A 13,978-nucleotide genomic window follows, 5' to 3' on the forward strand; every position below is an offset into this window, starting at 1 on the left:
CACCCCTCTAAAGAATAAAAAGCAGCTTATGCTTCTTCAGCCGCTGCTTCTTTTTGGATAAATCGTTTCGTCCGTTCATTCTTCGTTTCATCAAATAACTCAGTTGGCGTCCCCTGCTCGATAATATGACCATCCGCCATGAAAATCACATGGTCTGCCACTTCTCTTGCAAACGCCATTTCATGTGTGACGATGATCATCGTTGTTTCTTGAATCGCAATGGATTTAATGACATGAAGCACACCTGAGACAAGCTCTGGATCAAGCGCTGACGTTGGTTCATCCAGTAAAATCGCATGTGGATCAACCGCTAACGCGCGGGCAATCCCAATCCGCTGCTGCTGTCCGCCAGATAACGTGACTGGATAGCTGTCAGCCTTTTGCTCTAACCCTACCTGCTTCAGCAGTTTCATACCGATTTCATTCGCCTGCTGCTTCGTCATTTTTTTCGTCACAAGCAGTGATTCTGTTATGTTTTGCAGTGCCGTCTTGTTTTTAAATAAATTATAGTTTTGAAACACCATGGCCGTTTGTTGACGCAGGTGATGGGCTTCTTTACGTGAATATTTAGACGCATCGAGCTTCGCATCGCCAATTTCAATCGTGCCTTCATCTGGTGTTTCTAATAAATTTAAGCAGCGCAGCAAGGTGGATTTACCGGAGCCAGAAGGTCCGATAATGGCCACAACCTGCCCTTTTTGCACGTCGAGATTGATTCCGTCTAAGACGACAAGGTCGCCGAATGATTTCTTCAAATTGGTGAGCTTGATCATGTCCACACCTCCTTAATTCCGGTAAGGTTTGCTGATTTTTCGTTCAAACAGGTCTTGCAGGAAGCTATAAATAATCGTCAGCACCCAATACACAATCCCTACGGCTAAATAGGTTTCAAAGTATTTATAGTTCGCCGATGCAATCATCTTCCCTTGTGCAAACATTTCTGCCACGCCAATCGTAAAGGCAAGAGATGTTTCTTTTAAAAGACCAATAAAGGTATTCCCCGTCGCTGGAATCGCATTTCTGATGGCCTGCGGGAAAATAATTCTGACGTAAGACTGCCATCTTGTCATGCCGACAGATAAGCATGCCTCAAGCTGCCCTTCATCCACTGAGTTCAGAGCCGCTCTGAAAATTTCTGCTAAGTATGCTGAGTTTTTAATACTTAATCCGATAATGACCGCTGTTAAAGCATCCATTGAGGTCATCGCAGGGAATAGCTGCGGGAGACCAAAATAAATGAGAAAGAGCTGAACCAAGGTTGGAACCGCTCTGAAGAAAGAAATATACAGCTTGGCAAATTGGTATAAAACAGGTATCCGGTTTTTCGTAATAAGAGCGAATACCACACCAATGATAATGGCAAATACCATGGAGACAATCGCCATGAAGATCGTTATCGGCAAGTATTGAAGCAGTGTCGGAAAAACCGTCACCATATACTGCCAATCAATTTTGTTCATGTCTGCTCTTCACCGCCGCTGCTGTTATTTTTTAATTGGCACTGTGACATCGTCTTTGAAATATTTCTCAGACAATTTCTTAAGTGTCCCGTCTTCTCTTAATTCTTTGATGGCTTTGTTAAATTCTTCTCTTAGTTTGTCATGCTTTTTATCTTTCGCAAATGGGTAGCCTACTTCTTCATACACAATTGGGTTGCCTACGATTTTCAGCGGCAGACCTGTTTTTTCAATTTGAGCAAGTAATACACTGCGTCCATTGACATAAGCATCTACGCGGCCATTTGCCACTTCATTTAATACGCCGTCTTGCGTTTCATATGTTTTAATCTTGATTTTCTTATCTGGGTCTTTGCTCTCTAAGTTTTTAGCATGGTTAGAGCCAAGAACCGCCGCCACTGTTTTTCCTTTTAAATCATCAAGACCTTTGATGTCGTTGTTGTCTTTTTTCACGATGATTTGTGTTCCTGCGTATGCGTACGTATCAGTAAAGTTAAATGTTTGTTTACGCTCGTCTGTAATGGCAACTTGGTTTGACACCGTATCGAGCTTACCAGATGTCAGCTGTCCCATTAGTCCGCTGAATTCACTCAGCTGCCAGTCTAGTTTGTAGCCAAGCTTTTTCGCAATGGCTTCTGTTACTTCAACATCGAATCCGACAAGCTTGCCATTGTCTTTATAAGCAAATGGATAGCTTTGTCCAGTAGCGCCTACTTTTAATACTTTTTCGTCTTTGCCTTCACTTTGATTGTTACCGCCGCAAGCTGCTAAAACTGCCAGCATTGCTGCAAAAAGAACGACTAGCCACTTTTTGTGTTTCATGTTCGAAACCCTTCTTTCGTCTTATGGTTGTGTGATATCTGATCTTAATTGTTTTTTTAAATAAACCGTGATATGACCTTTGCCTAAATCCTTTTCTCCTGCTCTGACATAGCCTTTGCGCTCATACATTTCTACGAGCCACGGGTGCTTATCAGCTGTACCGAGTGACACGTACGGTACCTTTAGTGTATCCCTTAGCACTTCGGTTTCAACCCATTCCAGCAAGGCAGAGCCTGTCCCTTTTTTGGCGGCTGGTTCTGAGGCAAACCACCAGATGTGAGGGACGCCGAACGGTCCTGGCTGCTCTCCCCAAGGCATACGGAGTGATAAGGTGGATAGAAGCTCTCCGTTCTCTTCCATCACATAGCAAAGATTCTTTTGTACATTATTCTGAACGAGAGCGAAATCGGCATGTGCTACTTGGAACTGAATGCCGAGCTCACGAATTGGCTCATAGGCTCTTGTTGTTAGTTCAAGCAGCGCCTCTATATCTGCCTCTGTTGCCAGACGAAACGTGTATCCCAACGTTAGTCACCTCACCTTATGTCGTGTAGCGATTTTTTGGCTCTGTTAGTCCGAGATTTTCTCGTAAGGTTTGTCCTGTGTAATCGGTTTTGAATAAGCCTCGTTCCTGAAGGATTGGGACGACGCGGTCTACAAACACATCCAGCCCTTCTGGCAAGAGCGGCGGCATCACATTAAAGCCGTCTGCTGCTTCTTCAACCAGCCATGTTTCCATGACATCTGCCAGCTGCTCCGGCGTTCCAATGAAAATATTATGACCGCGTGAGCCGGCAACTGATTGATAGAGCTGGCGAATGGTCAGGTTATCCTTTCTCGCCATATTCATCACGAGATCAAAACGGCTTTTTACCGCATTTGACGTGCTCGGGTCAATCTCTGGAAGCGGTCCGTCTAACGGATACTGAGACAGATCAATCCCGCCTAAGTAATTTTGCAGAATGCTCAGTCCAATCTCAGGAACAATCAGCTCCTGTAATTCTTCATATTTCGCTCGGGCTTCTTCCTCTGTCTCAGCAATGATCGGGAAGATACCCGGCATGATGCTGACGTCCTCTCTAGCACGGCCAGCAGCCTCTACTTTCCCCTTCAAGCTTTGATAAAATTCCTTCGCTTTTTCGAGATCGTTTTGTGCAGTGAAAATGAGCTCTGCTGTTTTTGCTGCAAGCTTTTGACCATCTTCGGAAGATCCTGCTTGAATGATCACGGGCTGCCCTTGCGGCGTGCGTGATACGTTGAGAGGCCCCCTGACTGAGAAGAACTCACCTTTATGCTGGAGCTCATGAAGCTTACTAGATTCGAAGAATTCTCCTGTTTCCTTGTTTCTGACAAGGGCGTCTTCCTCCCAAGAATCCCAGAGACCTTTGACGACTTCGACGAACTCCTCTGCCCGCTCATAACGTTTATGGTGTGCTAAATGCTCTTCTCCGCTAAAATTTTTCGCTGTTTCTTCAATAGAAGATGTGACCACATTCCATGCCGCTCTTCCGCCTGATAAATGATCAAGGGAGGCAAACTGTCTTGCAATATGGAAAGGCTCACTGTATGTAGTGGATGCTGTTGCTGCTAAACCAATGGTTGAAGTAGACTCAGCAATCGATGAAAGCAGCGTAAGCGGTTCAAATCTCGTTAATACGTTCGGATGAGAGGTTTGATTAATGGATAAACTGTCAGCTAAAAAGAGCAAATCCAGCTTTCCTTCCTCTGCCTTTTTCGCTAATTGTTTAAAATAATCTAGGTTCATGGCTGCGTCTGGTACTGCATTCGGATGTCTCCAAGAGGCAACGTGATGTCCAGTTCCTGCGATGAATACGCCTAGCTTGAGCTCCCTTTTCGGCTGTGACACTTGTTCTTCATCCTTTCTATATCCTACATGTATCAAACTGAAGTCCTTAAAAGATACATTTTTCTGATTGAATTAATCGGTTTTATTAATAAAAAAAGGGCAAATGTTGCGAAAAATGAAAAATAATTATTACTATATGCCCTTTTTACAGGATTGTCAACCGCCTTCTGAACCTCCAAAATAAGGGATTTCAAACGCTCATGATGGCGTATCAATCTCAATATTTCCGATGAGCCGGTCTGTGGTATGTGTCAACAATTGACTGCGCTCCAGCATGTTGTGAGCGATGACAGAATGAGTGGAATTTGCGGTGCGGACGGCAATCGCTTTTTGAGGAGATAGATTGATGATGTTATTGCGTAGCACACGAGCTGACGAAGCCTGGTCAATAAAGATCGCTGTCGGCTGTCCGATCGATCGATTCAAATAGAAGCGGTTATCTCCAATTTGTGGTGAACCATTTTTAATATACATCACCACATATAAGGATGTTTCTTCAAAGGAATTGTCTTTAATTTCTAATGCCCCTGTCGTGCTGCTGTATACAGCGTAGTTTTGATAGTTTTTAAAGCGATTCTGCCAGATGAAAGCCTTTGCATTTCCGGTGACACTGATCGTATAGGAAGAATCTAGCTCCGGGTGTCCTTCTTGAATAAAGTGGTTGCCGTTGATCCCCGCTTCCCCTTCCTGCACCCAGATTCCTCTGCTGAATTCTTTGAATTGATTGTGCTGGATGAGGATATTCGTTCCTCTCACCACGGCCGCATCGATAACAGAATAGACCGTATTGTTTGAAAAGACGACACTATCCGATTGATAGATACGCAGCGAGGCGCTCCTTTTTCCGGTATTCGTTCCTGATTCAATATGGTTTCCTTCTATTAGAATACGATTCGCCATATAAACGGACACAGCCGCATCTTCAAAAAGACTAATTTTATTACCCGTAATGTGTACGCTGTCTCCCCTCACGTCAATCCCTTTTTCAAACCCCTCAATCATATTGCCAATAATAATCACATTGTTTTCCGTTTGACCAAGTGAGACACCTAAGCTCGTAATCCCTGCTTTTGTAACACCTCCTCCTACTGCACGAATCAAATTGTTGGCAATGATCGTTTCGGTGGAGAAGCCGTAGGAGATACTGCTATCTGTATGATTGCCTTCAATGATCACACCATAACCGTTAAAGTTATAGATGGAGCTCGCAGCACCTCCTCTGACGATGTTGTTTCGAATCTGAATATTCAGCGGTTCTTCCATATTAACGGCATTTTCTCCATAGCCTTCAATATCAATGCCCATTCTTGGCTCGACCCCATTTACTCCTGCTCTTTCCAAGAGACAGTCCTCCACAATGACCCCATCACAGCCTGTAATCGAAATATTGTTGCGTCTCGAATCTGTGATGGTGCAGCCAGAAATATCAATAGATGCAGCAGGCGAGTACGGTTCACCCTCTGTCAACAAACCGTGGGGACTGACAATAATGCCGTCTCCCGTACAATTTTTGATTTGGACATGATTCACCTCGACATGGGAGGCACCTTCAATGCACACCCCAAAGCCCCATTCATGGGTTTTTCGTTCAGAGGGGAGCGGCTTGTATACATGCTCATGACGATCCCCTTCAATACGTCCGCCTCGGATGGTCACATTCTGAACCTTTCCTATATAAAAGGCTGCATACCCCCATGAATCATTTGGTTTTACCTTTATCACAGCGTCTGACGCCATCTCAATGCATATATGACTTGGCACCCGTATACCTGCACCTCGGAAAGGAAAAAATGAATCACCTCTGTACACTGCATCTATTAAATATGTGCCGCTCGGCAGCCAGACATGGGAATACCCTTGTGCTTTTGTCCATTCTAAACATTCATTGAGCTTGGCCGTGCAATCCGTTTTCCCGTCAGCAATCACGCCAAAATCTAGTACATTGACAACAGGTTTTTTTAGATCAGCTTCATTCAATTCCCCCAACCTAAATCACTCCTTTTCACACATGTTCTCTCGTCATCCTATGCATGTGGTAAAGGTTTGCTTGTACATTGCTTCAAATTTTAAATAAATTCTTCCGGAATAACTTTCCGATAATTTTTACTTCAATGAATTTTTCATTTTTTTGAGTCTTTAAGCCTATTGAACTAACATTTTCCTGTTTTAGAATAGTTTTATATTGACACAAGAACTATACAAGAATATCATTTTTCTCATATCTCTTTTTTTAAGAAAGGATCTATGCCATGTCTACAATTGACCACGATAAAATTGTTAAAAGTGTTCCTCAAAAAGGGTTTTTTGGGCATCCAAAAGGACTTTACACACTGTTTTTCACTGAATTTTGGGAGCGTTTCTCCTATTATGGCATGCGTGCACTGCTTATTTATTATATGTACACAGAGGTGACAAAAGGCGGTCTAGGCTTTGACCAGACAACAGCCAATTCGATCATGTCTGTCTACGGTGCGCTTGTCTATATGTCAGGAGTTATTGGCGGATGGCTCGCCGACCGGGTATTTGGTTCGTCCAGTACGGTGTTTTATGGCGGAGTTTTCATTATGCTTGGCCACGTGATTTTGGCTTTGCCAAGCGGAGCAACAGCGCTCTTTATTAGTATGGGACTGATTATTATTGGGACAGGTCTTCTTAAGCCAAACGTTTCAAACATTGTTGGTGACCTGTATACAAAAACAGATCCACGTAGGGACTCTGGATTTAGTATTTTCTACATGGGGATCAACATGGGTGGCTTTATCTCCCCATTAATTGTCGGAACACTCGGTCAAAAAGTGAATTTCCACCTCGGGTTCTCACTCGCTGCCGTTGGGATGCTTGTTGGACTCATTACATTTGTAGTCACAAAAAAACCGAACCTTGGTCTTGCCGGCACTTATGTGACAAATCCATTATCAGCTGCCGAACGTAAGAACTTCAAAATTTACGGATCATTGGTTGTGATTTTGCTCGCAGTTTTTGCTGTCATTGGCATTCAAACAGGCGCGCTCACAATTAATCTATTCACTTGGTTTGTCAGTGCCCTTGGTGTACTCATTCCGATTGTTTATTTCATTGTCATGTATTTCAGTAAAAAGACGAGTGCAGTGGAGCAATCCAGGGTTCTCGCTTATATTCCATTGTTCCTTGCTGCCGTGATGTTCTGGGCGATTCAAGAACAAGGCTCAAACATTTTAGCGACATATGCAGATCAACGAACAAACTTGAATTTCCTTGGGATGACACTAGCGTCTTCATGGTTCCAATCATTGAACCCAATCTTTATTGTGCTGCTGTCTCCAGTCTTTGCTTGGTTATGGGTCAGACTTGGGAAGAAACAGCCGTCTACCCCGATTAAATTCTCACTCGGCCTTCTGTTTGCAGGGTTATCCTTCATCATCATGATCATTCCTGCATACATGTCCGGTCCGAACACACTTGTGAGCCCATTATGGCTCGTTCTGAGCTTCTTCCTCGTCGTGATCGGAGAGCTCTGCCTATCACCAGTTGGACTGTCAGCGACAACAAAGCTCGCACCTGCTGCCTTCTCAGCGCAAACGATGAGCCTTTGGTTCCTTTCAAATGCGATGGCACAGGCGATCAATGCGCAAGTAGTCAAACTGTTTGATAAAGTGCCAGAAACCGTCTATTTCGGTATCATCGGATTGCTGGCCATCGTTTTATGCGTTGTGATGCTATTACTGACACCAGTGATTAAGAAAGCGATGAAAGGCGTTCATTAATAAAAAACTGGACATGAGTACATCATGTCCAGTTTTTCACTTTATTGATAATCATCCTTCATATAGAAATTTTATATCTTACTGCATGATTCATTCGTTTTCATTGGTACTGTCTCATTTATTTCAATATTAAAATAATTCACGGCATTGTGATAACAAATATCTTTGACTATTTTCCCTATAAATTCGTAATCCCTTGGAAGCTCCCCATTTTCTATCCAAGTCCCAAATAAATTGCATAAAATTCTTCTGAAATATTCATGACGAGGGAACGATAAAAAGCTCCTTGAGTCTGTAAGCATACCTACGAAAGTGCTAAGCAAACCTATATTAGATAATGTTTTCATTTGATCTAGCATGCCGTCTTTTTGATCATTAAACCACCACCCGGATCCAAATTGAATTTTTGCTCTGGCATCAGAAGATTGAAAATTCCCTATAGTAGAGGCCACAATCGCATTATGAACGGGATTTAAATTATAGATAATGGTTTTAGGTAAAAGGTTATCTTTGTCCAATTCATTCAAAAAACCATTTAAATGTCTTGCTAGGTGGAAGTCAGACATAGAGTCGTACCCACTATCTTTTCCCGTTAACTTGAACATTCGTGTGTTATTATTCCTTAAAGCACCTATGTGTAATTGCATGGTCCAATGAAGAGAATGATATTTTTTACTCAGGTGAATAAGAGTGTTTGTTTTAAATTTATTGATATCCTCTAGGGATAGTGTTTTTCCTTGCAGAGCACGTACAAATATAGAAGACACTTCTTGTTCAGTAGCTGGTGAAAATGGAAATATTTCAAAACCATGATCAGAAATTCTGCATCCATTCGCGTGAAAATAATCAATTCGTGAATGTAATGAAGCGATAAAGTTTTCATATGTTAAAACAGCGCCGTTGATTGAATCACCTAATTTTTCTATATAGTTCAGAAAATTTGATTGTTCAATATTTAAAGCATGATCCGGTCTAAATGTAGGTAGGACCCTGGTTTTAATTCCTACATCTTTACGTATGATTTGATGAATTTCTAAAGTATCGATTGGATCATCAGTCGTACATACAACTTTTACATTAAATTTTTCTAAAATTCCATTTGTGGACATGTTACTTTCATTTAATCTCTCATTACAGATATCCCAAACTTTATGTGCATTTTTTTCTGAGAACAACTCATTTATATTGAAATAACGACTTAATTCTAAATGTGACCAATGATAAAGAGGATTTCCTATTGTATATGGAACAGTTTGGGCCCAAGCTAAGAATTTTTCCTTGTCACTTGCATTCCCCGTGATCAATCTTTCTTCTACGCCTAACCATCGCATCGCCCTCCATTTATAGTGATCTCCATTAAGCCAAATATCAGTCATATTTTCATATTTTTTGTTATTAGCAATGTCATCAGCCATTAAATGCGTATGAAAATCATAGATTGGCATATTTTTCGCGTAATCATGATAAAGAACTTTTGAACTTTCGTGATGAAGCATCATATCTTCGCTTAGGAATGTAGACAATATCGTCACCTCTATACATTTTATCGTTTCTTTATCCTTCAAACTTAATTTAGAAAATCTCAATTAAATTTAAATAAGGTGTTATTAACAAAAATAACACCTCACTTTTTTAGATCTTACTTAATTCACACTCCGTATTTACGTAGATTGCGTCTCGTTGTGCAATTAAACATAGTTCTGCGGCTTTAAAAGTATGCTCTTGAGTCATAGCATTTTCAGTATCGTTTAAACAATCTAAAATAAGTTCACCAAAGTAAGGGAATCCTACTTCTCCATTTAGAGAAAAATGTTGCTCTGTCTGTTGATTTACTAAGTATAAATGGTCTCCTATTTTATCCCTTGCTATGTCTACGTATTTACGAATTTCAATATACCCGTCTGTTCCAAGAATGAATGTGCGCCCATCCCCCCAAGTGCTAAGGCCATCAGGAGTCAGCCAGTCTACTCTAAAGTAGTTTGTAGCTCCATTATCCGCAATTAAAGTAGCATCGCCGAAGTCTTCCAATTCTGGATACTGATGATGTTTGTAATTGCCCACTTTACTATGTACAACTTTTGCATCTTTTGCGCCAGAATAGTAAAGGAATTGTTCAATTTGGTGACTACCAATATCACATAGAATACCTCCATAATACTCCTTTTCAAAAAACCAGCTTGGTCTGCTTTCTACATTACTACGATGTGGGCCAGTTCCAAGAACTTGTACCACTTTTCCAATGGCTCCTTGTTCAATCAATTGACCAGCAAATACGGCACTTTCCACGTGCAAACGTTCACTATAATAAACAGCCCATTTAAGCCCCGTTTCAGCTGTTTTTTTACGAGCAAGCTCCAATTGTTCCAACGTTGTAAAAGGTGATTTATCCGTAAAGTAATGCTTACCATGATCTAAAACACGCAGCCCTAAATCACAGCGTTTAGATGTAATGGCTGCGCCTGCCACGAGCCTTACATCTGGATCTTCGAGAATTTCTTTCTCACTTTTGGCTGCCTGTACCTCCGGATAAGCCTTACAAAATTCTTGTACTTTTTTCTGATCATGATCATACACCCATTTTAATGTAGCCCCAGCCTCAGTTAATCCATTGCACATTGCATAGATGTGTCCATGATCAAGACCAATAGCCGCCATGACGAATTGTCCTTCTGTAACGACAGGGGCACTTTTTCCCTTAGGAGCATAATTCATTCCATCACTTTTCTGCATGATTGTTCCTCCTCTAGCTAGCTTCCAGTTTATAATTTAATAACGTTAGACTCATAGTTTCTCGTAATTTCCTCCAACGGTTATCGTATCGTCTGAAAAATTTTCTACACTGCTTTGTTTTTCATAAAAATGCTTAACGTTCGCGAGCATGCCTTCACGTGTGTAAAAAGGATCGTCTGCTAAAAGAGGAAGCTTCACATGAACACCTAGGTTTGCAGATTTATAGATGGCTGTAATAAGTTCTAGTGTATTTCTTCCTTCTGTTCCATCAATTAAAAGCTTCTGGTTACCCTTGATAGCCATTAAAAAATTATTTATTTGTCCTTTATGCCCTTCAAATAGCAATTCCGGATACTGATTAAAAGCTTCCTGAATACGATTTTCTAAATCCTCATCATTTTTCTCTTGAGGAAACCCATTTTCTTTAGCTATTTGAGCATTTACTTTCCACGGGACAGATACTCTAGCTTTTTCACCTTGAAAAATCAATTGTTGTTCTTCTCCATGATGAACAACAGAACTGGTTACTTGTGCTAAGCTGCCATTTCCATAGCGAAGTACCGCAATAGAAAGGTCTTCAACCTCTGCATTATCATGCAAGGTATTACTAGTTGCTGCAAAAATGTCAGTCGGCAATCCTAACATCCATTGCAACATATCAATATGATGGACAGCATGATTAAGTGTACAACCTCCACCTTCTTTTTCCCATGTACCGCGCCACCATAAATCATAGTAACTATGACCACGCCACCAAAAAGAATCAACTTGAGTATGAGCGATTTTTCCAATGAGGTTTTGATCAAGGACATGTTTTAATCTCATAATGGGCGTCATAAACCTGTTTTGAGCAACAACGGATAAAAGCTTTTGGCTTTCAATAGATGCTTTTATCATTTCGTCACATTCTTTTAGAGAAGAAGCCATAGGTTTTTCTACTAAGACATGTTTGCCTGCTTTAAGAAAATCGATGGCAATGGTTGCGTGCATATAAGGAGGTGTACAAATGGAAACGGCATCAATCGTAGGATCATTCAATAACTCTTGGTAGTTAGCGACAACTCGTGCTTCTAGGTTATATTTTGTTGCTGCAGACATTGCTTTTTCAGGATAAATATCAGCTAAAGCTACAATCTTACTGATTTCAGGCATTGCAAGATAAGCCTCGATATGGGCAGTTGCAATAGATCCAGTTCCTATAATTGCGATGTTGGTCATATCAATCTTTCCCTTCTGCAAGAAGATAAATTTTCACTTCCAATAATGAGATAGCGCTTTCAAAAAACTGAATGATTCACCTAAATGATAGATCAGAGTACCGTTCATTTTGTTAATATTCTAGTTATACTAGTATGGTAGATCAAAAACATTATAACTCAATCTTTTTGAATTTTGTATAGTTTTTTGAATTTTCTTTTTAATATCCCACACTTTTATGATTGATCATGGCTTACATAGTGGAATCATCAAGAGATGCTCACAGTACAAGTATTCAGAAAAATGAAATGAATGTCTACCATTCTAATCTGCTTGTATGGTAGTATGTTAGAGAAAGGAGATTAGAATAATGAATATTGATTTTAAAAACCAAAACCTCTCTACTAGGGAACAAGTTTACAATATGCTAAAAGATCAAATATTAAGCCTGAAGCTTCCACCTGGGACAAATATTTCTGAAAAAGAAATATCCGTTCAATTTAATGTTAGTCGAACTCCTGTAAGAGAAAGCTTTTTAAAATTATCTCAAGAAGGATTATTAAGTATCTATCCTCAACGAGGTACATTTGTTTCTTTAATTGATTTGAACCTTGTGGAGGAAGCACGGTTTATGCGAGAACATCTCGAGAAGGCAGTGATTAGACTAGCCTGTCAGGAACCTTCTGAAGAGTTGATTAATGATTTAGATATGAATTTAAGTATGCAAAAAATTTGCGTTAAGAAAAAAGATTATAAAAAAATGTTTGAATTAGATGAGGAGTTTCATAGAACTATTTTCAAACGGTGTAAAAAAGAAAAAACATGGTTAGTTATTCAACAGATGAATGTACACTTTAATAGGAGTCGCATGTTAAGGCTAGTAACAGATTATAATTGGGATAATATTTTTTCTCAACATGTAAATATCTTCAAAGCTATACAAGATCAAGATGCTGATAAAGCTGAAACAATCATGGAAGAGCATTTGAAAATTGCACTTGTTGATAAAGAATTATTGAAGAAAGAATATCCAAATTATTTTAAATAAAAATAGGTTGTTACTTATATTTTTAGGGGTGATGGTAGATGAGGATGACATTTAGATGGTTTGGCGAAGGAAACGACACGATAACACTGGAACAAATAAAGCAGATTCCAGGAGTGGAAGGAATTGTTTGGGCACTGCATGATGTGCCCGCAGGAGAAGAGTGGCCACTAGAAAGAATTGTAGAAATGAAAAAATTAGCTGATAAACATAACCTTCATATTGAAGTGGTTGAAAGCGTGAATGTTCATGAAGACATTAAGCTCGGACTTCCAACTAGAGATCGATACATAGAAAATTATAAGAAAACAATTCAGAAGCTAGCAAAGGTCGGTGTTAAAGTCATATGTTATAACTTTATGCCTGTATTTGATTGGATCCGTACAGACTTAAATAAAACACTTCCTGATGGCTCTACAGCTCTATTTTATGAACATAGTCGAATTAAAGATATTGATCCGAAAGACTTAGTAAATAAAATTAGTGAGAACTCCAGTTTAACCATGCCAGGCTGGGAACCAGAGCGGTTAAATCACCTCCACCACCTTTTTGAAGCCTACAGAAATGTAACAGACGATGATTTATGGGACAACTTGAAATATTTTTTAGATCAGGTTATTCCAATTGCAGAACTTCATGATATTAAAATGGCTATTCATCCTGACGATCCACCTTGGCCTGTCTTTGGTCTACCGCGAATAGTAACTAACCAAAATAACATCAGAAAAATTTTACAACTAAATAATAGCCCACATCATTGTATAACGCTCTGTACAGGATCTTTAGGAGCAAACTTAGAAAATGATTTAGTTTCTATGATTCACGAATTTATTGATAGAATCCCATTTACTCATATAAGAAATGTACGTGTATATGATAACGGGGACTTTGTTGAAACATCGCATCGATCAAAAGATGGATCAGTAGATGTTTCAGCTATTATACACGCTTATTATGAAAGCGGATTCAAAGGTTATTGTAGACCCGATCATGGAAGACACATATGGGATGAACAATGCAGGCCTGGATATGGTCTTTATGATAGAGCACTTGGAATTATGTATTTGTGGGGAGCTTGGGATGCTTTACAAAATAAACATTCTGTATGAAAAGAAGC

12 protein-coding genes are annotated in these 13,978 nt (G+C 40.1%); 3 read left to right on the forward strand and 9 right to left on the reverse strand.

The window, feature by feature from the left end; all coding sequences use genetic code 11:
* Positions 1-26: 26 nt before the first annotated feature.
* The 6 genes from AWT60_RS04390 to AWT60_RS04415 all read right to left on the reverse strand — a co-directional run bounded on the left by AWT60_RS04390 (position 27) and on the right by AWT60_RS04415 (position 6,132).
* Positions 27-773: an amino acid ABC transporter ATP-binding protein gene (locus AWT60_RS04390; protein WP_218676947.1), complete on the reverse strand. Its 747-nt coding sequence runs from the start codon at positions 771-773 to the stop codon at positions 27-29.
* A 12-nt stretch (positions 774-785) separates the two neighbouring features.
* Positions 786-1,460: an amino acid ABC transporter permease gene (locus AWT60_RS04395; protein ID WP_041089072.1), complete on the reverse strand. Its 675-nt coding sequence runs from the start codon at positions 1,458-1,460 to the stop codon at positions 786-788.
* 24 nt (positions 1,461-1,484) lie between these two features.
* Positions 1,485-2,279, reverse strand: coding sequence for an amino acid ABC transporter substrate-binding protein (locus tag AWT60_RS04400; protein WP_041089070.1), 795 nt, complete (start codon positions 2,277-2,279; stop codon positions 1,485-1,487).
* Between the two features lie 21 nt (positions 2,280-2,300).
* Positions 2,301-2,804 carry a GNAT family N-acetyltransferase gene (locus AWT60_RS04405; protein ID WP_218676948.1) on the reverse strand — a complete coding sequence of 168 codons (504 nt, stop codon included), beginning with the start codon at positions 2,802-2,804 and terminating at the stop codon, positions 2,301-2,303.
* A 16-nt stretch (positions 2,805-2,820) separates the two neighbouring features.
* Positions 2,821-4,146 carry an LLM class flavin-dependent oxidoreductase gene (locus tag AWT60_RS04410; protein ID WP_218676949.1) on the reverse strand — a complete coding sequence of 442 codons (1,326 nt, stop codon included), beginning with the start codon at positions 4,144-4,146 and terminating at the stop codon, positions 2,821-2,823.
* Positions 4,147-4,344: 198 nt separating this feature from the next.
* A complete protein-coding gene (locus AWT60_RS04415) occupies positions 4,345-6,132 on the reverse strand; it encodes a right-handed parallel beta-helix repeat-containing protein (RefSeq protein WP_218676950.1) in 1,788 nt (595 codons plus the stop codon).
* Positions 6,133-6,395: 263 nt separating this feature from the next.
* On the opposite strand from AWT60_RS04415, the gene AWT60_RS04420 reads away from it, so the two are divergent.
* Positions 6,396-7,889, forward strand: a complete 1,494-nt coding sequence (locus tag AWT60_RS04420; protein ID WP_024425520.1) for a peptide MFS transporter — start codon at positions 6,396-6,398, stop codon at positions 7,887-7,889.
* 71 nt (positions 7,890-7,960) lie between these two features.
* On the opposite strand, the gene uxaC is transcribed toward AWT60_RS04420, so the two are convergent.
* The 3 genes from uxaC to AWT60_RS04435 all read right to left on the reverse strand — a co-directional run bounded on the left by uxaC (position 7,961) and on the right by AWT60_RS04435 (position 11,837).
* Positions 7,961-9,412: a glucuronate isomerase gene (gene uxaC, locus AWT60_RS04425; protein ID WP_218676951.1), complete on the reverse strand. Its 1,452-nt coding sequence runs from the start codon at positions 9,410-9,412 to the stop codon at positions 7,961-7,963.
* A 109-nt stretch (positions 9,413-9,521) separates the two neighbouring features.
* The gene (locus tag AWT60_RS04430) at positions 9,522-10,619 is read right to left on the reverse strand and encodes a Gfo/Idh/MocA family protein (RefSeq protein WP_218676952.1); all 1,098 of its coding nucleotides are present in this window, start codon (positions 10,617-10,619) and stop codon (positions 9,522-9,524) included.
* A 51-nt stretch (positions 10,620-10,670) separates the two neighbouring features.
* Positions 10,671-11,837, reverse strand: a complete 1,167-nt coding sequence (locus AWT60_RS04435; RefSeq protein WP_218676953.1) for a Gfo/Idh/MocA family protein — start codon at positions 11,835-11,837, stop codon at positions 10,671-10,673.
* A gap of 349 nt (positions 11,838-12,186) precedes the next feature.
* On the opposite strand from AWT60_RS04435, the gene AWT60_RS04440 reads away from it, so the two are divergent.
* A complete protein-coding gene (locus tag AWT60_RS04440; RefSeq protein ID WP_218676954.1) occupies positions 12,187-12,864 on the forward strand; it encodes a GntR family transcriptional regulator in 678 nt (225 codons plus the stop codon).
* A gap of 38 nt (positions 12,865-12,902) precedes the next feature.
* Positions 12,903-13,970 (forward strand): mannonate dehydratase, encoded by a 1,068-nt coding sequence (gene uxuA / locus AWT60_RS04445; RefSeq protein ID WP_218676955.1) that lies wholly within the window; start codon positions 12,903-12,905, stop codon positions 13,968-13,970.
* Positions 13,971-13,978: the final 8 nt, after the last annotated feature.

This window comes from Bacillus sp. F2HM, assembly GCF_019266135.1.
In the GTDB taxonomy this organism is placed as follows: Bacteria; Bacillota; Bacilli; order Bacillales; family Bacillaceae; genus Bacillus; species Bacillus safensis.

Excerpts from the sequence above, each read along its gene's own strand:
- AWT60_RS04390 (WP_218676947.1), bottom strand. The coding sequence starts at position 773 with ATGATCAAGCTCACCAATTTGAAGAAATCATTCGGCGACCTTGTCGTC.
- AWT60_RS04395 (WP_041089072.1), bottom strand. The coding sequence starts at position 1,460 with ATGAACAAAATTGATTGGCAGTATATGGTGACGGTTTTTCCGACACTG.
- AWT60_RS04400 (WP_041089070.1), bottom strand. The coding sequence starts at position 2,279 with ATGAAACACAAAAAGTGGCTAGTCGTTCTTTTTGCAGCAATGCTGGCA.
- AWT60_RS04420 (WP_024425520.1), top strand. The coding sequence starts at position 6,396 with ATGTCTACAATTGACCACGATAAAATTGTTAAAAGTGTTCCTCAAAAA.
- AWT60_RS04430 (WP_218676952.1), bottom strand. The coding sequence starts at position 10,619 with ATGCAGAAAAGTGATGGAATGAATTATGCTCCTAAGGGAAAAAGTGCC.
- AWT60_RS04435 (WP_218676953.1), bottom strand. The coding sequence starts at position 11,837 with ATGACCAACATCGCAATTATAGGAACTGGATCTATTGCAACTGCCCAT.
- AWT60_RS04440 (WP_218676954.1), top strand. The coding sequence starts at position 12,187 with ATGAATATTGATTTTAAAAACCAAAACCTCTCTACTAGGGAACAAGTT.
- uxuA (WP_218676955.1), top strand. The coding sequence starts at position 12,903 with ATGAGGATGACATTTAGATGGTTTGGCGAAGGAAACGACACGATAACA.